The sequence below is a fragment of the Arthrobacter sp. EM1 genome (assembly GCF_029964055.1).
Classification (GTDB): domain Bacteria; phylum Actinomycetota; class Actinomycetes; order Actinomycetales; family Micrococcaceae; genus Arthrobacter.
Genome location: NZ_CP124836.1, coordinates 3,852,667 through 3,870,116, shown reverse-complemented (window position 1 = coordinate 3,870,116; position 17,450 = coordinate 3,852,667). Strand labels below are relative to the sequence as shown.

Sequence of the window (17,450 nt, the reverse complement as noted above, 5' to 3'; positions counted from 1 at the left end):
ATCCCCTTAGTGATAGCTGCGGGTGTGGTGCCGGTCCGGCGCCGCACTAATGTCGCAGAACGCGCTCATCCAACGGTAACGTCATGCTGAAGCCGAACCAGGTCCACACGGCCAGATCGGATGCATCGGCCGGAACGAACTCGGCACGCAGTTCAAGGACCGCGCCGATGCGGGCGAGGTAGAGCACCGTCCGGAGCCCGGCGTCGTTCCTCGGCGCAACCGCCGCAGCCGCCCCGTCGAAGACGCCGATGGTGAGCGGGGTCTCGCCCGCAATGAACAAGGCCCGGCGGAGCTGCCGCACGTGGCGCAGGGCCACCACCCCGGCCCCGTCCTGGAGACCGGCCAAGGGACGGTTCCCGGGCGTAGTAACCGAGGTTCCCGCCCGGTGCCCGCCACTGTGGTGCGCCCCGGTGGTGAAGTGTTCATCCTCCCACGCGACCGAGCGGGCCCCGGTCACCAGAAGCGAGCCGATCGCCGACTGCCGGGCATTCAGGCGCACGACCGGGTGTGCCTGGTCGAGTTGTCGGAGCTCACCGAAGGCGGGTGCAGGGAATGGCTGCCCCGGCTTCGGAACGCTGGACTGTGTCGCCGTCGCGGGGCGGTCCTTCGCCGGCGGGGCACCGCCGGGCCGGAGCTCGAGCCCTGCGCCCGCAGCCGGGGCGCCGGCACCTTGCCGGCCGCCACCGTGCGCGGCCGGAACAGCAGCCGGGGCCCTGGTCCCGCGGGTTCCGAGACTCAGGCTGGCCGCTGCCGCGGCCGGTTCAGCGGCCGGCGCCACCACCTGCTGCCCCGTGGCCTGGGGCGTGGCCTGGGGCCTTTGCCTGCGGCTGAGATAGTCAAGGTCCGCCCTGGGGGCGTTGCGGTCCCGGACCACGTTAGAGCTTCAGCCGGAAGTCGGCGGCAACTGCCGCAAGCCCGGTTTCGTAGCCCTGGCCCACGGCCCGGAATTTCCAGCCTCCGGCGTGCCGGTACAGCTCGCCAAGGATCATGGCGTTGATTTTGTCCAGGTTGACCGGCGGAACCTGGAAGCGGAGCAGCTCACGGTCCTTCTCGTCGGCGATCCGAAGATAGGTGTTCCTGACGGCGCCGAAGGTGCCGGGCCCGCGAACATCCGGGTCGATGTAGATCAGTACCGCAATTTTGCTGACGGCCTCGGGTACCCGGTTGAGGTCTACGTCGATCTGCTCCTGGTCCTCTGTGCCGGCAAACGCGATGCTGCCCTCGGGACTGGCGAGCTGGTTGAAGAACACAAGGTGCTCGTCCGAGACAGCATGCCCGTCCGGTCCACACATAATGATCATGGGGACCGGTTCGGGTTGCGGACCGCGGCTGGGCACCGTGTCCCAGCCGATCCCCAGCAGCACTGTCCCCAAGCCCGGGTTCTCTGCAGTGAGGGCGGCGTTGCTGCCCGCGACCATTGAAGCCACTAGTGTCCTTCCAAGCGAAGACCGTCGACGTTGAATTTGTCCCTGAGGAACTGGCCGTGAACGGCGAGTTCCGTGACGGCCCCCGTCCGGACCTGGTTGTCCAGGTTGCCGACGGTGGCGTACAGCGTGTCCAGCTGGTCGAGCAGCACACCGGTGTCGGCGGAACCAGTCTCCCTCGCCGACGCCGACAGCTTCAGGTAGGCGCGCAGCGGGGACGGCAGGTAATCGGTGATGATCGCGTTCAGCAGCACCCGTTGTTCGGTGGAGGCCCCGGAGCTGACAATGTAGCCGATCAGCGCGTTCAGGGTGTCCAGTAGCAGCAGGATTTGGGAGACCACCAAAGTGGGCAGTTCGGCGCCCTTGCCCAGCACCGTCCTGCGCAGATCGTGCAACGCCGCCTCCGTGACGGCCAGCTCGTCCGCCGCAGGATCAGGGGCTGCGGACTCCGCACCGGGCAAGCCGGCGTCGGCAGCGGAACGGGGACCCGATCCGCTGCCGAACAGTGAGCCTAAGAATTTTGCGACCATAGCCCGTAAGCCTATTGCTCAGGACTGGCGGCCGCTAATTCCCCTCCTGCTGGCGGACCCGGTCCAGGTACGGACGGGCGCGCTCCAGGCCCGATTCAAGGGCATGGACTGTGCCTTCCATACTCTTGTTGGCTTGGGACCGGAAGGTGTCGATCGCGTCCATGGTTTGGAATACGTTGTCGAACGCCTTCTGCAGGGTTTCGACGCTGACACCGGAACTCGCGGCCTGCTGGTGGATGCGGCCGGTCTGATCCTTGAGCATCTCGCTGGTCTTGAGGATCATGTTGTTAGTTGTGGTGTTGATCGCATCGATCTGGTCCAGGACCATCTTCTGGTTGGCCAGGGCCTGGGCCACAATAACTGCTGTCCGCAGCGCCGAGATGGTTGTGGTGCGGGCCCGTTCCACGCCCTTGATCAGCTCGGTGTTGTTTTTGCGGATCATGTCGATGGCCAGGTAGCCCTGGACCGATACCGCCAACTGCGTGAGGATGTCCTGGTGCCGCTGCCGGATGGGGAACAAAACATCCGAATCGAGCTTGCCGGCCTCGTCCAGCTGGCCCGACACTTTCATTTCATCGACCTTGGCAGCGGTGGCGGCGTCCAAAGCCTTCGCGAAAACGGCGTACTCGCTCAGGCCCTGCATGGTCTCCCAGAGCTGGGTTTTTTCCTGCGCCAGGGAGGCATTGTCCTTCAGCAGCGAGTCCTGCCCTGCCATCAGCGACTTGATGATCTTGTCCAGCTGGGTCTGGGCCGACTCATACTTCTGGAAGTATTTGGCCAGTTTGTTCCCGCCGGGAATGATGCCGAGAATTTTGCGGCCAACACTCAAATCGCTGTGGTTCGGTGTGAGATCCTCCACTGTGGAGCGGAGTTCGCCGAGTGTGGACGCCACCTGGACCTGGGCACTGCTGCCCGATTTCTTGGCGCCGGCCAGGGACGTGGACGACCGTTCCAGCAGGCGGCTGGAGGTATTTGCGGACGCCACCAGCTCCGCGCCGCCGAGCCGGTTGATGCCGTCGATCTTGCTGGTGTATTCGGGGCTGTGCGGGTTCATCGCCGCGATCTCGCCGATAAAAGCGCGCGCCTGGGCGTTGATCTCCTGCTGGCGTTCGGCGGGAACCGGCACCATCCCCGGCGCGTCGTCTTCCTTGACGATGCTCAGGGGTTCAGGGGCGTTCAGTACCAGCGCAGCGGACGTAGCTTCCGGGGGTGTGAGTTGCATGCGTATCGTTCTCCTTCTGTGGTCGCAGGTCAGCCGAGCTGGACGCCGAAATCGGCGGCAACACCTGCAAGGCCGGTGGCGTAGCCTTGGCCCACCGCTTTGAACTTCCATTCACCGTTGTTTCGGTAGAGCTCGGAGAAGATCATGCAGGTCTCCGGCGCTGCATCTTCGCTGAGGTCATAACGCACGACTTCCGCGTCGGTCTCCTGGTTCACGACCCGGCAATAGGCGGCGCGCACCTGGCCGAAGTTCTGGCGGCGGGTCTCTGCCTGGTCAATCGAGACCACAAAGACGATGCGCTCAACATCAGCGGCCACACCGGAGAGCTGGACCGCTATGACCTCGTCGTCGCCGTCGCCCTCGCCGGAACGGTTGTCCCCCTGGTGGACTACCGAGCCGTCGGCTGCTGCCGGCTGGTTGTAGAAGATGAAATCCGCGGAACTGCGGACCTTTCCGTCGGCGCCGAGCAGGAGCGCGGAGGCATCCAGGTCGAACGCATCGCCTGTGGTCGTCCGGGGATCCCAGCCCAGCCCGATCAGAACCTTGTTCAGCCCCGGATCGGTCTTGGTGAGCGAGAGGTTACTGCCTTTGGTAAGGGTCAAGCCAGCCATACTTTTTCTCCTCGTTCGGTCTGTGTGGTGGTGCTGACGGGCCCGGCTACGCGGGCCCCAGGTGCTAGTCCAGTACGATGCCGAAGTCCGTGGCGACACCGTGAAGGCCGGCAGCATAGCCCTGCCCCACGGCGCGGAACTTCCATTCACCGTTGTTGCGGTAGATCTCGGCGAAGACCATACACGTTTCGGCGGCAGCATCCTCGGTGAGGTCGTAGCGGACCACTTCGTTGTCGGTCTCCTGGTTCACGACCCGGCAGAAAGCGTCGCGCACCTGCCCGAAATTCTGGCGGCGGACCTCGGCCTGGTCGATTGAAACGACAATGACGATCTTCTGGATTTCCGGTGAAACGGCATCAAGATCGATCAGTACCTGCTCGTCGTCACCGTCGCCCTCACCGGTGCGGTTATCGCCCTGGTGAACGACCGATCCGTCGGCGGACGAGAGCTGGTTGTAGAAGATGAAATCGTCATTGGAACGGACCTTGCCGTCAGCCCGGACAAGCAGCGCCGAGGCGTCCAGGTCAAACTGTTCCCCGGCCGTTGTCCGCGGGTCCCAGCCGAGGCCGATCATGGCCTTGCGAAGCCCGGGGTCCGCTTTTGTCAATGAAAGATTGCTTCCCTTGCTCAGGGTCAGGCTAGCCACGTGGTGCTCCTTAGGTGCTCTGGTACTGAACGGGAATCAGAGGGCGGCGGCAGCGGCGCCGAGGACCTCGCCGGCGGTCCTGCCGTTGGCGGGGGCGCCGATGGCCGTGAAGTTCCAAACACTGCCGTTGCGCGAGAGCTTGGACATAACCATTGCCGTGTTCGGTCCCGACTCCGTGAGGGCGTAGCGGGCGACCTCCGGGCTACCGGCTACCGAGTCGTCGATCACGCGGCAGAACGCATTTTCGACCATATTGAAGGTCTGCTGGCTGTAGCTCGTGATGACAAAAACAATGTGCGCGACCGCCGGGGAGACCCCGGGCAGGTTCACCATCAGGGTCTCATCGTCGCCCTCGCCGGCGCCGGTGAGGTTGTCACCGGTGTGGCGGATGGCGCCGTCCTTGCTGGTGAGCTGGTTGAAAAACACCGTGTCGAGGTGAGTGCCCGCGGCGTCGAACATAAGGGCCGACGCGTCCAGGTCGATCTCGACGGTTTTGGTGCCGCCGAAGAAGCCCCGCTTCGCCGGAACCGCGGAATCCCACCCGAGCCCCAACCGGACGTTGGTCAGGGATTCACCGTTCTGCTTCGTCAGGGACAGTGACTGGCCTTTTTTCAAACTCAAACCCATTGCCGTACTCGCTTTCCTTGGTGGTGGTTGTGGATCCTGAAGCGTGGACTAGCTGCCCGCGTCAGTTGGTTGCAGGCTGCCGTGCTCGCCGGCAGCGGTGGCGCGCCGATTGCGCCGGATCGAGCCTGCGAACGCGGCGCCGATGAAGACCACCCCGATCAGGCCGGTGACGACTTCGTTGATCGGGACCACGATGGTGACCAGCAGGATGACCGCCAGCGCACCAATGGCCCAGTGCGCGCCGTGGTCGAGGTATTCGAACTCATCAAGGGTGCCTTGCCGGACCAGGAAGACTGTGAGGGAACGGACGAACATCGCGCCGATGAAGCCGAGTCCGAGGGCAATGATGATCGGATCCGAGGTGATGGCGAAGGCGCCGATGACTCCGTCGAAGGAGAACGAGGCGTCAATGACTTCCAGGTAAAGGAAAAGCATAAAGGCGGCCTTGCCAGCCACTTTGGCGGCACCGGTGGGCCCGGAATGGACCACGGCGTTGGCGTCGTCCGCGTCTACATCGCCGTCCTGGTCGACGTCGAACAAGTTGCCGAGGCCGTTCACCAGGAAGTAGGTGATGAGGCCCAGCAGCCCGGACAGCAGCACAATTCCCTGCTTGTCTCCCGAGGCCGCGCCGGCGATTGCCAGGGCAACCAATCCGGTAATAAGGGACGCGCCTTCAAGCTTGCCCAGCCGGGCCAGCGGAATCTCCAGGAACTTGATCCACTTGATCTCACGATGAGCCATGATGAAGTCCAGGAACAGCATCAGCAGGAACATACCGCCGAAAGCCGCGATCTGCGGGTGCGCCTCGTGCAGCACGTAACCGTAGGTGCCGGGCACCGTGGGATCGCCCTTTTCCATCGCGAGGCTAACAGCCTCCACCGGGTTCAGTTGCGCGGTGACGCCCACGATTAGGAGCGGGAACAAGATCCGCATGCCAAAGACTGCGATGATGATGCCCACGCTGAGGAACATTTTCTGCCAGAACGGGTTCATCCGCTCGAGGATGCGGGCGTTGACAACTGCATTGTCAAAGCTCAGGCTGATCTCCAGGACACCCAGAATGAGGCAGAGAATCAGGGCTTGGGGGCCGCCATAGAGAAAGGCGACCACCAACGCAATGCTGGTGATCGCAAACGACCAACCGAAAGTCTTCAAAAACACGCTGGAACAACTCCTGGACCGATGGTCCCGTCGATCCGAGAACGACGGGAAGGCGAAAATGTCCCGGAAGCTATCCCCAAGACTTCGTGCCCCTATCTTAGCCGCCGGGTCTGCCCCTATCCAGCGTGTCCTCCCGCAGCGCAATGGCGCCGGCACTCAGCTTTCTGCGCGGACAAGCACGAGACGCGGCTAACTACGCCGGACCTGAACGCCGTCGGATTTTAAGAAGAGCTGGGCCTCGGACGGGTCCGCCGCGAGCAGCCAGAAAACACTGCCGCTTAATGAGACTTCCTCGATTTCACCGGCCGCCAAAATCTGCGCGTTTTTGATGACTTCGACCCGGTCACCGGCTTGCAGGCTCCGCCAATCGGAAACCGTACTGGCCGATGCCAGGCGCCTGGTCATAACCGTCCCGCGTGCTTTCATGAACGTCTACCCCTTTGTGTTGGTTCGTGCTCACAACTTCATTGTTGTGATTTCCCCTTTGTACTACACTTCCCGGGCCCCCGCCCGCCGTGTTGCCGTCTATTTCGGGGGCGCCGGAAAATGTCACCCGTCCTGCACTTTGTTTGCTTTCAGGCAAGATTCCCCACCGCGGATTCGGCGGCCGCCCGGACCTTGCCCGAGGCAACAAGGTGATCTGCCGCCTCCAGTTCCGGCGAGAGGAAACGGTCCGTACCCGGGCCGTCGACCACGTCGCGCACGGCCGCGATCACGGCCGCCGCCGCGGGGCCGGGACTCAGCTGGCCGCCGGAGAGCTGGCTGCGGATGTCCAGCGCCCGCGTTGACGTCACCAGCTCGATCGCCAGCACCCGGCGCAGGTTCTCCACCGCACGGCGGAGCTTGCGGGCCGCGTGCCAGCCCATCGACACGTGGTCCTCCTGCATCGCGGAGCTCGGGATCGAGTCCACCGACGCCGGTACGGCCAGCCGTTTGTTGTCCGAGACCAGCCCGGCCTGGGTGTACTGGGCGATCATCAGGCCGGAATCAACGCCGGGGTCAGCGGCCAGGAAAGCAGGCAGCCCGTGCGAGCGGGCCGGATCCAGCATCCGGTCCGTGCGGCGCTCGGCGATCGAACTCAGGTCCGCGACGACGATGGCCAGGAAGTCCAGTACGTAGGCCACCGGGGCGCCATGGAAGTTGCCGTTGGAGCTGACCCGGCCGTCGGGCAGCACCACCGGGTTGTCGATCGCCGCGGCCAGTTCACGGGAGGCGACAAGTGCGGCGTGGTCCACGGTGTCGCGGGCGGCGCCGGCCACCTGGGGTGCGCAGCGCAGCGAGTATGCGTCCTGGACCTTGGTGTCGTTGATCCGGTGCGAGGCCACGATCGGGGAATCGGACAGCACCCGGAGCATGTTGTCCGCGGCGGCGGCCTGGCCCGGATGCGGCCGCAGCGCGGCGTGCAGCTCGGGCAGGAACACCTGGTCCGTGCCCAGCAACGCCTCGACACTGAGTGCTGCCGTAATGTCCGCCGTCGTGAGCAATTGCCGGAGGTCCGCGATGGCCATCAGCAGCATGCCCAACATACCTTCGGTGCCGTTGACCAGGGCCAGGCCTTCCTTCTCGGCCAGGGTGACCGGTTCAATCCCGTGCGCGGCGAGGAGTTCAGCAACCGGACGGCCGCCCTTGGCTCCGTACAGCTCGCCGTCGGGACCCATCGCTTCGCCTTCACCCATCAGGACCAGGGCGCAGTGCGAGAGCGGCGCAAGGTCACCCGAGCAGCCAAGGGAGCCGAATTCGCGGACCACCGGGGTAATGCTGGCGTTCAGCACATCCACCATGGTCTGCAGCACCACGGGGCGAACGCCCGTCCGGCCGGAGGCGAGGGTCTTGGCGCGCAGGAACATAATGCCGCGCACCACCTCCCGCTCTACGGCCGGGCCCATACCGGCGGCGTGGCTGCGGATCAGCGACTTCTGCAGCTGGGTGCGCAGCTCGTTCGGGATGTGCCGGTTGGCCAGGGCGCCGAAGCCGGTAGAGATGCCATAGGCCGGAGTTCCGCTGTGCGCGAGGTTGTCGATGTGGGCGCGGACCTTGGCGACGGCGTCGAGGGCTTCCCGGGAGATCACCACGTGGGCGCCGTGGCGGGCGACGGCGACAACATCCTCGGGGGTGACACCGCTGGAGCCGAGGGTGACGGTGAGTGGTTCGTGGGTGGAGACTTGCGAGGTTCGGGAGTTCGTGGGGAGGATCGTCACTTTGTGGTTCCTTCGTTCATCGGGATGCGGACGCCGCGCTCGGCGGCAACCTCGACGGCGCGGTCGTAGCCGGCATCGACGTGGCGGATCACGCCCATCCCGGGGTCGTTGGTGAGCAGGCGTTCGAGCTTCTGCGCGGCGAGGTCCGTGCCGTCCGCGACGGAAACCTGCCCCGCGTGGATGGAGCGGCCGATGCCAACGCCGCCGCCGTGGTGGATGGAGACCCAGGTGGCACCGGAGGCGGTGTTGAGCAGGGCGTTCAGCAACGGCCAGTCGGCGATCGCGTCGGAGCCGTCGGCCATCGCCTCGGTCTCGCGGTACGGGGAGGCGACGGAGCCGGAGTCGAGGTGGTCGCGCCCGATCACAATCGGCGCCTTGACCTTGCCCTCTTTGACCAGTTGGTTGAACAGCAGCCCAGCCTTGGCGCGGTCGCCGTAGCCCAGCCAGCAAATGCGCGCCGGCAGGCCCTCGAATTCGACCCGTTCCTGCGCCGCGTCGATCCAGCGGTGCAGGTGCTTGTTCTCCGGGAAGAGTTCCTTGATGGCCGCATCCGTGACCGCAATGTCCTCGGGGTCGCCGGAGAGCGCCACCCAGCGGAAGGGGCCAAGGCCCTCGCAGAACAGCGGCCGGATGTAGGCCGGGACGAAGCCGGGGAATTCGAAGGCCCGGTTGTAGCCGCCCTTGCGGGCCTCGTCGCGGATGGAGTTGCCGTAGTCGAAGACCTCGGCGCCGGCGTCCTGGAATTCGACCATGGCCGCCACGTGCCTGGCCATCGAGACTTGGGCCTTTTTGGTGAAGCCTTCCGGGTCGGCCGCGGCCTCGCGGTGCCATTCCTCCACCGTGACACCCTCGGGCAGGTAGCTCAGGGGGTCATGGGCGGAGGTCTGGTCCGTGACGATGTCGACCGTGAGCTCGCCGGCACGTTGGCGGCGCAGGAGCTCCGGAAAGACCTCGGCGGCGTTGCCGACGTAGCCGACGGACCAGCCGCGGCGTTCCTCCTTGGCTTTGAGCACCTTGGCGATCGCGGCGTCGAGGTCGGTTTCCACCTCGTCGAGGTAGCGCCTGCCGGCCCGGCGTCGGAGGTGGCTTTCGTCGACGTCGACAATCAGGCAGGCGCCGTCGTTCAGGGTGACGGCGAGCGGCTGCGCGCCGCCCATGCCGCCGCAGCCGCCGGTGAGGGTCAGGGTGCCGGCGAGGGTGCCGTCCTCGTCCCCGGTGAGCTTGCGGGCGATCGCCGCGAAGGTCTCGAAGGTGCCCTGCAGGATGCCCTGGGTGCCGATGTAAATCCAGGATCCGGCGGTCATCTGGCCGTACATCATCAGGCCCTCGGCCTCGAGCCGGCGGAATTCGGGCCAGGTGGCCCAGTCACCGACGAGGTTGGAGTTGGCCAGCAGCACGCGCGGGGCCCATTCGTTGGTGCGGAAAACGCCGACCGGCTTGCCGGACTGGACCAGCAAAGTCTCGTCCTTTTCCATGGTTTCCAGGGTGCGGGTGATGGCGTCGAACGCGGCCCAGGAGCGGACGGCGCGGCCGGTACCGCCGTAAACTACGAGGTCGTCCGGGCGTTCGGCCACCTCGGGGTCCAGGTTGTTCATCAGCATGCGCAGCGGGGCTTCGGTCTGCCAGGACTTGGCGGTGAGCTCGGTGCCGCGGGCTGCTTTGACCGGGCGGGCACCGGTGGTGAAATCGGCGGGTGCCATCAGGGGCTCCTTTGTTCTGTTGCTGGTTTGGGGATGAGGTTCTGTATCAACTAAAGCTTGTCCGGAGCCCCGGAAACAGGGGGTATCAGCGGGAGCTGTCCGGGATCCCAGACCCAACTAGCTCGCAGTTATTGTCGTTTTGGGCGCTCAAAACGACACCTACTGCGAGCTAGTTGGGCCGGGGCGGCCGTGGATCCGGACTGAGAGCTCGTCCGCGACCTTCCGCACCCTGGCGGCCAGGGCCGGCCACTGGTCCGCCGGCAGTTTGTCCTCCAGGAACGTCACGGCAACGGCGGCCGTCGGCCAGCCCACGTGGTCGGTGACCGCGGCGGCGATCGAACCGAAGTCCGGTGTGACTTCCCCGTGCTCGGTGGCGTAGCCGCGCTGCCGGACCTGGTCCAGATGCGAGGACAGTGCCGAGTACTTCATGATGGGCGATTCCGTCTCGTGCCGGGCGCTGAAGGCCGCGGCGTTCGGGTACAGCGCCCGGACCTGGGACTTGGGCAGCGCTGCGAGAATGGCGCGCCCGCTCGCGGTGAGGTGGCTCGGCAGCCGGACCCCGACGTCGGTCACCAGCGACGGGCGGTTCTTCGCCCGTTCCTCGACGATGTAGAGCACATCGCGGCCGTGCAACACGGCCAGGTGCGCACTCTCGCCGATCACGTCCACCAGCGAGGCGAGCATCGGCCGGCCTAACCGGGACAGCGGCTCCTGCCGCGAATACGCCGAACTGAGTTCGAAGGCACTGATGCCCAGCCCGTAGCGCTGCTCCTCATGCAGATGCATCACAAAGCCATTGGCCTCCATCACACCCAGCAGGTGGTAGACGCTGGAGCGCGGCAGGCCCAACGCGGTGGCTATGTTTGAGGCCGCCATCGGCCCCCGCCTGGAGGCGAGCAGCTTGAGGATGCGGAGGGTGTTTTCCGCGGCCGGAACCTTGGAGACCGACTTCGAGGTGGTGTCGCTGGCCGGTGCGGCGCTGGCTGTTGTGGTGCTGGTGGGGGCTGGCATGGATCCTCATTTACGTTGCACGGTGTCCGGTATCCCGTACTTAAGCATGCCCCCGGGAGGGCGCCCCGCACAGCCCAAGCCCGCTGCAGTGTCTGGTATGCCGGACATCCAGTGAGCTGCCCGCCGGGATCCCGGGCCGGCTCCCGGCATTGCGGTTGACAAGTAGTCGGCGCTGCAACCCAAGTGGTGCCAGCTTCGGTAGGGGTAGAAGTTACTCGTGTGACGAAAGGGACTGAAGGTTACATTGGCTGCACGGCGGCACCGGACCGGCCGGAACGCTGGCTGGGGAGCCCTGCCGCGGCCGGCCCGGGCTCGCCGTATCTCCGAATGGCACGCCTACCGAGGGAGTGGTTCAGATGGTTTTCCCCGCATCTCCACACACACAACGCCAAAGACGCACCATGGCCGGTTTTCTCTCCGGAAAAGTGGGCCGGGCAGGAACTCCACGGATTCCGTTCCGGGTGGGACAGGTCCTGATTGGCGATGATCCCTTCAACGGCCGGCACCTGGGCAAAGTGGCTGTCATCGAGGCTCCCTACGTGGGCCTCCGGACAACCGGCAATTCCCCCGATGACGTGGTCTTCTACGATTACCGCCAACTCCAGAGCCCCGACTAGTGGACAGGCCAGAAGAAATGAGCGCAGCGAACGTGTCCTCGCACTTCCTGACCATCGCGGAAGTCGCGGCGGCCATGCGGGTCTCCAAAATGACCGTGTACCGGCTGGTGAAGTCACATGCCATCGCGGCGGTGCGGGTGGGCCGGTCCTTCCGGGTTCCCGAGGACGCCGTCAACGACTACATCCGCCGCTCCACAGAACCGGCCACGCCGCGACCGGACAGCGACACCGGCGAGGACCCGTCGGCTGCGCACTAGCTGTACTCAGCCAGGACGTTGGTTACACGGTGAAAGGGTGAAGACCTCTTAGGTTGGTGGTTACCACACTCACCGAACGACTAAGAGGTCTTCATGGTCCACCGTAATGCCCGTCTGACTCCTGCCGGTAGAAGCATCCTTGTCCAGCGTGTTCTTCAGGGCCGTCCCGTGGCCCACGTGGCGAAGGAAATGGGTGTTTCGCGGACCTGCGCCCACCGGTGGTTCCGGCGATATCTGGAGCACGGCTCGGACGGGATGGAGGATCGCTCGTCACGCCCGCGTTCCTGCCCGCACGCCACCCCCGCGGCGAAAATCGACGAGGTCCTCGAGGCGCGGGTAAAGCACCGCGAGGGTCCGGTCGAGCTGGGTGAACGGTGCCAGGTCCCGGCCCGCACGGTCTCCCGGATCATCGCCCGGGCCGGGCTGCCCCGGTTATGGGAACTGGACCCGATCAGCGGCGAACGCATCCGCGCCGGCCGGGCCACCGACCACCGCTACGAACGCGACACCGCCGGAGAACTGCTGCATATCGACGTGAAGAAGCTCGGGAAAATCCCGGACGGCGGCGGCTGGAGGGTCCACGGCCGATCCGAAGCCGTCAGAGGCCGCGGCCTGGGCTATGACTACGTCCACGTGGCCGTCGATGACCACTCCCGCCTGGCGTACGTCGAGGTTCTCCCGGATGAGAAGGGCCCCACCTGCGCGGCGTTCCTGGCCAACGCCGCAGCGTTCATGGCCGCCAACGGAGCCCCCGTGCAAGAGGTCATGACGGACAACGCCCTGGCCTACATCCGGTCCGCTGCCTTTGCCAAGGTAATGGCTGACCTCGGCGCCAAACACCGGCGCACCAAACCCCGCAGCCCCTGGCAAAACGGCAAAGCCGAACGGTTCAACCGCACCCTCCAGGAAGGCTGGGCCTACAAGGACGCCTTCGACTCCAGCAACCATCGCACCCAGGCCCTCACCGGCTGGCTAGACTTCTACAACCACCGCCGAAACCACGCAGCCCTCGGAGGACGACCACCCATCAGCAGATGTAACCAACCTGCTGGCTGAGTACAACTGATATGTAGGTAGTCCATGTCAAGAGGGCAAGGGTGAGCGGTCCAAGATTGGATGTCTTGGACCGCTCTTTTGTGTTCGTTCCCCTGCTTGGTCCGGCGGCCGGCGCGTCGTGGTCGACGGCGCTGTCAGACTGATATTCGCGGGTTGGCTACCGCAGGACGAGGTGTTCGGCTGGAGGGGTGCCGCTGGTCTAGCAATGTCGGGCGTCACCGTAATTTACCGGTTGCCCATAGGTGTATCGCGGGTCTCCTCCACGCTGCCGAGCCTCCGGACGGAGCCGGGAACGGCACACGTCTATTCATCCGTCCATGGCTGCTCCTGTTGGACCGCGGCCGCGAGAGACCAGCACCAGCCAGCCAGTTCCCGTGCGACAGCGACGTTGGCGATGACGCGCCGTTTGTGACGGGCTTCGAACTGGTCCCACTTGCGGTGCAGGCGGTGGTTGCCTTGATGTCCGCGGACCCGGGAGGCCTCATCGGCTGCGTCCCAGCGGGCACGCATGTCACGGCTTGCGTTGGCATATGGACGGCGGTGATGCCAAGCGGCCTCGACGAGCAGGCGGCGGGCATGGGTGTTTCCTGTTTTAGTGATGCCGCCTTGGGACCGTGAAGCACCAGAGGAATGTTCGGAGGGCACCAGGCCCAGATAGGCGCCGATGGTGCTGCCAGTGAAGCGGGTCCAATCACCGATCTCCACTGCCAGGCCGAAGGCGGTGAGCACCGAGATCCCGCGCAGACACATCAGCGCACGGACCACGGGTGCATAGCGGTCGGTGGCCGCGAGGGCCGTGATCTTCGCATCCAAACGGTTCCTGCGGTCCAGCGTCAGCTCCGCGGCCTCCAGGCTGGCCTCGTAAGCGGCCTGCAGGGACGGATCATCGAATCGTTGCCGGTGCAGCCAGGTGTGGTGGGCATCGGTCCAGGCATGGCCGCCGGAGTAGACCAGACCGTGGCGCAACAGGAGCTTCGAGATCCGGTGCCTGGCCCTCATCAGATCCGTACGGACGTCCTCGCGGGCCCGGACCAGGTCCCGCGCCGCTTCATCCGCACGGCCAGGAACCCGCACGGGCGTGATCTGTCCGAGCAGGGCCAACCGGGCCAGATGTTCGGCATCGCGGGCATCGGTCTTCACCCGGTCCCCGGACGGCCGCTGGAGCTTGGACGGCGCCGCGACCAGGCATTCGACCCCTGCACTGACCAGTAGCCGGGCCAACCCGAATCCGGTGGGGCCTGCCTCATAGACAACGAGGACCGGCTCCGGCAGCCCGGAAACCCACTCGGCGATCCCCGCATCGTTCGCGGCAAGGCTCTGCCTCAGGATCTCGCCCGTTTCACGGTCGATCGCGCAGCCTTTGACGCTGCGTGCATGGACATCCAAACCGACGTAAGTACGCTTATTCATGGTTGGAACCTCCAGACGTTCAAATGTGGCTCTGCCAGTCCACACCCCCCGCACCCACGTGCGGAAGGACCCGGACCGACAACCCACGAACCTCTTTGAACCCGAGGTTCCAGTCGCTACGTCCGGCGCGCCCCACCACACTTCATATCGTCTAGCGGGCCGACCAGCCGCCGTCCATCGTGTAGCTCGCTCCGGTGACCATACCGGCGCCGTCGGAGGACAGCCAAGCGACGAGGGAGGCGACCTCCTCCGGTTCCACCAGCCGCTTGATGGCGGCCTCGGTCAGCATGATGTTGGCGAGGACCTCGGACTCCGGGATCCCGTGCACCTTGGCCTGGTCTGCAATCTGGGACTCGACCAGCGGCGTCCGGACATAGCCGGGGTTGATGCAGTTGGAAGTGACGCCATGCTGGCCGCCTTCGAGCGCGGTGACCTTGCTCAGGCCTTCGAGACCGTGTTTGGCGGAGACGTAGGCACTCTTGAACGGCGAGGCGCGGAGCCCGTGCACTGACGACAGGTTGATGATCCGGCCGAAGTTGTTCGCGTACATGTGCGGCAGCGCTGCCCGGATCAGCAGGAAGGGCGCCTCCAGCATCAACGTGATGATGCGCCGGAAGTCTGCCGGGTCGAAGTCCTCAATCGGGCTGATCCGCTGGATGCCGGCGTTGTTGACAAGGATGTCGCAGTCCAGGCTGACGGTCTCAAGCGCCTCGACGTCGAGCAGATTGACCGCCCAGGAGGTGCCGCCCACCTCGTCGGCGAGCGCTGCTGCGCCGGCCTCATCCAGATCCGCGATCACCACTTTCGCACCGCGTGCTGCGAGGGCGCGGACGCTGGCGGCTCCGATTCCGCCGGCTCCGCCGGTCACCAGCGCTTTGCGCCCGTTCAAGCTGCTCTCCATGTCTGCACTCCTCAGTTTCGCGGTCGTCAACGGCCCAGAGGAGGCGCGAGGCACGTCACTGAGCAGCTTCACTGAGTATTGCCGCACAAAGTGGGCGATTCAATGGTCAAACAAGCACGTCTTATGTGCAGAATTGCAGATATGAATGCAAACCCTGACGACTTGCTGGTGCTCCTAGCCGTCTCCCGCTCCGCGAAGTTCACCACTGCAGCCCAAGCCCTCGGGCTGAACCATACGACGGTCTCGCGCCGGATCGCTGCCCTGGAGAAGGCTTTGGGCGGGCGGGTGCTCTCGCGTGCCTCCGGCGGCTGGGAGCTGACGGATCTGGGTGCGGAAGCAGTGCAGGTCGCCGAGCGGGTGGAGGCTGCGATCCGCACACTCGAACAGCCGGGACGGGCCCCGGACCCGATCACAGGCGTCGTCCGGATGACCGCGACTGACGGCTTCAGCGCTTACATTGCGGCCCCGGCCGTGGCGAGGCTGCGCCGGGACCATCCGGGACTCAGCGTCGAGATCATCACAGTGACCCGGCGGGCACTCCAGCAGCGTTCCGGGCTGGACATCGAAGTCGTGGTGGGCGAACCGCAGGTGCACCGGGCCGCGGCCGCCAGGCTGGGTGAGTACATGCTCGGCATGTACGCCTCCCGCGGCTACCTCGCTGAATACGGCACGCCCACAACTATCGAGGAACTGACCGCCCATTCACTGGTGTATTTCGTCGATTCCATGCTCCAGGTGGACGATCTTGACGCACCGCGGCGGCTGGTGCCGACCATGCGGGACGGGCTGAGCTCCACCAACGTCTTTGTCCACGTGGAGGCGACCCGTGCCGGTGCCGGCATCGGCTTCCTGCCCTGTTTTGCGGCCGACCTGCACCCGGACCTGGTCCGCCTGCTGCCGGCGCAGTTCGCCGAACTGCTGCCGTACTGGATGGTGCTGCGGCCTGACTCCATGCGCCGGCCCGCCGTCGCCGCCGTGGTGCAGGCGCTTCGGGAGCAGACGACAGCGCACCATGAGTCGCTGATGGGCCGGGGACGGATGTCGCCCGCGGCCCCGTAGGCGCCGCGCCGTCCCCGCCGCAGCAGGACCGCTAAGAAGCAGCCTGCGACGGCGGGTCCGCGGCCGGAGGGTCGTGACGGACTGACGCGCCGGCGGCAAACGCCCGAACCTTGGCGTCGTTCCAGATATGGGCAGGCACCCCGCCGCCCAGCAGGCGTCGAGCCAGCCCGGGATCGTCGTCGAACGGCACATCGCTTCCGGCCATGATCATATTCCCGAAGCGCCTGCCCTTAAGCATGGCCGGATCGGCGATGATCACTGTGTACTTAAAAGCGTCAGCGATCGTCGCCGCGTCCTCGCGGGCATTCCGAAGGTCCGGCGCGTCACCCGAGTTGACCACGTACATCCCACCGGGTGCCAGGACGCCCCGGGCGTACTCGTTGAACTCCCTGGTAGTAAGTGGGCGCGGCGTCAGCGAGCCGGCGAAAACGTCCCTGATGATCAGGTCCCGGGTCTGCGGCGTCAGGCTTTCGGTAACCGCGCGGGCCTCCCCCACCCGGAGTCGCATCAGCGGGGCCTTCGGCAGGTCGAACCAGCCCCGGACATACCCGGCCAGTTTGCCGTCGAGCTCCACCACCACCTGGCGCGCGTCCGGGTAGGCGGCGTGGAAGTAGCGCGCCAGCGAGCACGCTCCGCCGCCAAGGTGCAGGGCACGCAGTTTGGGCCGGGAATCCCGGGCCCAGCGGGATTCCACCAGGGCCGAGATCCAGCGCATGTACTCGAAGTCAAGGAACAAGGGATCGGCCAGATCGATGTGCGAGCTCATCACACCATTGATCCGCAACAGCCAGCCGTTGGAGTTGTCCTGGTCCGCGATCAGCTCGCAGTCACCGGTGTCGATGTAATAGACGCCTTCTACCGGCCCGTCGGGGCGGGTTCCCTTCGGGAGTTCCACCACCCCAGCCGTCCTTTCGGTGCTGCTTCGGCCAGCAGCCCGGCCCCGCTTCGCCATCAGCTGTGCACCGTTTTGCTCATGATTCAAGCGTAGTTCACCGCTCTGCGCGGCCGTCACCATGAGCC

General features: G+C 65.6%; 19 protein-coding genes. 4 read left to right on the top strand and 15 right to left on the bottom strand.

The features are described 5' to 3' along the window. Positions 1–46: 46 nt before the first annotated feature. The 12 genes from QI450_RS17990 to QI450_RS17935 all read right to left on the bottom strand — a co-directional run bounded on the left by QI450_RS17990 (position 47) and on the right by QI450_RS17935 (position 11,130). Positions 47–874 carry a hypothetical protein gene (locus QI450_RS17990; protein ID WP_226773438.1) on the bottom strand — a complete coding sequence of 276 codons (828 nt, stop codon included), beginning with the start codon at positions 872–874 and terminating at the stop codon, positions 47–49. Position 875: 1 nt separating this feature from the next. Further along, positions 876–1,418 carry a TerD family protein gene (locus QI450_RS17985; RefSeq protein ID WP_226773452.1) on the bottom strand — a complete coding sequence of 181 codons (543 nt, stop codon included), beginning with the start codon at positions 1,416–1,418 and terminating at the stop codon, positions 876–878. 8 nt (positions 1,419–1,426) lie between these two features. Continuing rightward, positions 1,427–1,954 (bottom strand): hypothetical protein, encoded by a 528-nt coding sequence (locus QI450_RS17980; protein WP_226773439.1) that lies wholly within the window; start codon positions 1,952–1,954, stop codon positions 1,427–1,429. A gap of 34 nt (positions 1,955–1,988) precedes the next feature. Continuing rightward, on the bottom strand, positions 1,989–3,176 hold the full coding sequence (locus tag QI450_RS17975; protein WP_226773440.1) for a toxic anion resistance protein: 1,188 nt from the start codon (positions 3,174–3,176) through the stop codon (positions 1,989–1,991). Between the two features lie 29 nt (positions 3,177–3,205). After that, positions 3,206–3,787, bottom strand: a complete 582-nt coding sequence (locus QI450_RS17970) for a TerD family protein (protein ID WP_226773441.1) — start codon at positions 3,785–3,787, stop codon at positions 3,206–3,208. 64 nt (positions 3,788–3,851) lie between these two features. After that, on the bottom strand, positions 3,852–4,433 hold the full coding sequence (locus QI450_RS17965; protein WP_226773442.1) for a TerD family protein: 582 nt from the start codon (positions 4,431–4,433) through the stop codon (positions 3,852–3,854). A gap of 36 nt (positions 4,434–4,469) precedes the next feature. Then, positions 4,470–5,060: a TerD family protein gene (locus QI450_RS17960; RefSeq protein WP_226773443.1), complete on the bottom strand. Its 591-nt coding sequence runs from the start codon at positions 5,058–5,060 to the stop codon at positions 4,470–4,472. Between the two features lie 48 nt (positions 5,061–5,108). After that, positions 5,109–6,221, bottom strand: coding sequence for a DUF475 domain-containing protein (locus tag QI450_RS17955; protein ID WP_226773444.1), 1,113 nt, complete (start codon positions 6,219–6,221; stop codon positions 5,109–5,111). 189 nt (positions 6,222–6,410) lie between these two features. Further along, positions 6,411–6,647 (bottom strand): hypothetical protein, encoded by a 237-nt coding sequence (locus QI450_RS17950; RefSeq protein WP_226773445.1) that lies wholly within the window; start codon positions 6,645–6,647, stop codon positions 6,411–6,413. Positions 6,648–6,796: 149 nt separating this feature from the next. Then, positions 6,797–8,419: a histidine ammonia-lyase gene (gene hutH / locus QI450_RS17945; RefSeq protein ID WP_226773446.1), complete on the bottom strand. Its 1,623-nt coding sequence runs from the start codon at positions 8,417–8,419 to the stop codon at positions 6,797–6,799. After that, entirely contained in the window at positions 8,416–10,119 is a 1,704-nt protein-coding gene (locus tag QI450_RS17940; RefSeq protein ID WP_226773447.1) for a urocanate hydratase, read from the bottom strand. The genes hutH and QI450_RS17940 overlap by 4 nt, the downstream gene beginning before the upstream one ends. Before the next feature lie 159 nt (positions 10,120–10,278). Further along, positions 10,279–11,130: an IclR family transcriptional regulator gene (locus QI450_RS17935; protein WP_226773448.1), complete on the bottom strand. Its 852-nt coding sequence runs from the start codon at positions 11,128–11,130 to the stop codon at positions 10,279–10,281. 401 nt (positions 11,131–11,531) lie between these two features. On the opposite strand from QI450_RS17935, the gene QI450_RS17930 reads away from it, so the two are divergent. The 3 genes from QI450_RS17930 to QI450_RS17920 all read left to right on the top strand — a co-directional run bounded on the left by QI450_RS17930 (position 11,532) and on the right by QI450_RS17920 (position 13,060). Next, positions 11,532–11,747, top strand: coding sequence for a hypothetical protein (locus tag QI450_RS17930; protein ID WP_226773449.1), 216 nt, complete (start codon positions 11,532–11,534; stop codon positions 11,745–11,747). 17 nt (positions 11,748–11,764) lie between these two features. After that, on the top strand, positions 11,765–12,004 hold the full coding sequence (locus QI450_RS17925) for a helix-turn-helix domain-containing protein (protein WP_226773450.1): 240 nt from the start codon (positions 11,765–11,767) through the stop codon (positions 12,002–12,004). Positions 12,005–12,097: 93 nt separating this feature from the next. Then, a complete protein-coding gene (locus QI450_RS17920; protein WP_282468063.1) occupies positions 12,098–13,060 on the top strand; it encodes an IS481 family transposase in 963 nt (320 codons plus the stop codon). Positions 13,061–13,363: 303 nt separating this feature from the next. On the opposite strand, the gene QI450_RS17915 is transcribed toward QI450_RS17920, so the two are convergent. Next, positions 13,364–14,470 carry an IS110 family transposase gene (locus tag QI450_RS17915; RefSeq protein ID WP_282468062.1) on the bottom strand — a complete coding sequence of 369 codons (1,107 nt, stop codon included), beginning with the start codon at positions 14,468–14,470 and terminating at the stop codon, positions 13,364–13,366. Between the two features lie 151 nt (positions 14,471–14,621). Further along, the gene (locus tag QI450_RS17910; RefSeq protein ID WP_226775899.1) at positions 14,622–15,371 is read right to left on the bottom strand and encodes a 3-hydroxybutyrate dehydrogenase; all 750 of its coding nucleotides are present in this window, start codon (positions 15,369–15,371) and stop codon (positions 14,622–14,624) included. 141 nt (positions 15,372–15,512) lie between these two features. On the opposite strand from QI450_RS17910, the gene QI450_RS17905 reads away from it, so the two are divergent. Beyond that, the gene (locus QI450_RS17905; protein WP_226775898.1) at positions 15,513–16,430 is read left to right on the top strand and encodes a LysR family transcriptional regulator; all 918 of its coding nucleotides are present in this window, start codon (positions 15,513–15,515) and stop codon (positions 16,428–16,430) included. A gap of 31 nt (positions 16,431–16,461) precedes the next feature. Here the strand turns inward: QI450_RS17905 and QI450_RS17900 are convergent, their stop codons facing one another. Then, a complete protein-coding gene (locus tag QI450_RS17900; protein ID WP_226775897.1) occupies positions 16,462–17,382 on the bottom strand; it encodes a fused MFS/spermidine synthase in 921 nt (306 codons plus the stop codon). Between the last annotated feature and the right edge of the window lie 68 nt (positions 17,383–17,450).

Coding starts and splice junctions, on each gene's coding strand:
- QI450_RS17935 (WP_226773448.1), bottom strand. CDS start 11,130: ATGCCAGCCCCCACCAGCACCACAACAGCCAGCGCCGCACCGGCCAGC.
- QI450_RS17905 (WP_226775898.1), top strand. CDS start 15,513: ATGAATGCAAACCCTGACGACTTGCTGGTGCTCCTAGCCGTCTCCCGC.
- QI450_RS17920 (WP_282468063.1), top strand. CDS start 12,098: ATGGTCCACCGTAATGCCCGTCTGACTCCTGCCGGTAGAAGCATCCTT.
- QI450_RS17975 (WP_226773440.1), bottom strand. CDS start 3,176: ATGCAACTCACACCCCCGGAAGCTACGTCCGCTGCGCTGGTACTGAAC.
- QI450_RS17910 (WP_226775899.1), bottom strand. CDS start 15,371: ATGGAGAGCAGCTTGAACGGGCGCAAAGCGCTGGTGACCGGCGGAGCC.
- QI450_RS17985 (WP_226773452.1), bottom strand. CDS start 1,418: ATGGTCGCGGGCAGCAACGCCGCCCTCACTGCAGAGAACCCGGGCTTG.
- QI450_RS17940 (WP_226773447.1), bottom strand. CDS start 10,119: ATGGCACCCGCCGATTTCACCACCGGTGCCCGCCCGGTCAAAGCAGCC.
- QI450_RS17925 (WP_226773450.1), top strand. CDS start 11,765: ATGAGCGCAGCGAACGTGTCCTCGCACTTCCTGACCATCGCGGAAGTC.
- QI450_RS17980 (WP_226773439.1), bottom strand. CDS start 1,954: ATGGTCGCAAAATTCTTAGGCTCACTGTTCGGCAGCGGATCGGGTCCC.
- QI450_RS17970 (WP_226773441.1), bottom strand. CDS start 3,787: ATGGCTGGCTTGACCCTTACCAAAGGCAGTAACCTCTCGCTCACCAAG.
- QI450_RS17930 (WP_226773449.1), top strand. CDS start 11,532: ATGGCCGGTTTTCTCTCCGGAAAAGTGGGCCGGGCAGGAACTCCACGG.
- QI450_RS17915 (WP_282468062.1), bottom strand. CDS start 14,470: ATGAATAAGCGTACTTACGTCGGTTTGGATGTCCATGCACGCAGCGTC.
- QI450_RS17960 (WP_226773443.1), bottom strand. CDS start 5,060: ATGGGTTTGAGTTTGAAAAAAGGCCAGTCACTGTCCCTGACGAAGCAG.
- QI450_RS17950 (WP_226773445.1), bottom strand. CDS start 6,647: ATGAAAGCACGCGGGACGGTTATGACCAGGCGCCTGGCATCGGCCAGT.
- QI450_RS17900 (WP_226775897.1), bottom strand. CDS start 17,382: ATGGCGAAGCGGGGCCGGGCTGCTGGCCGAAGCAGCACCGAAAGGACG.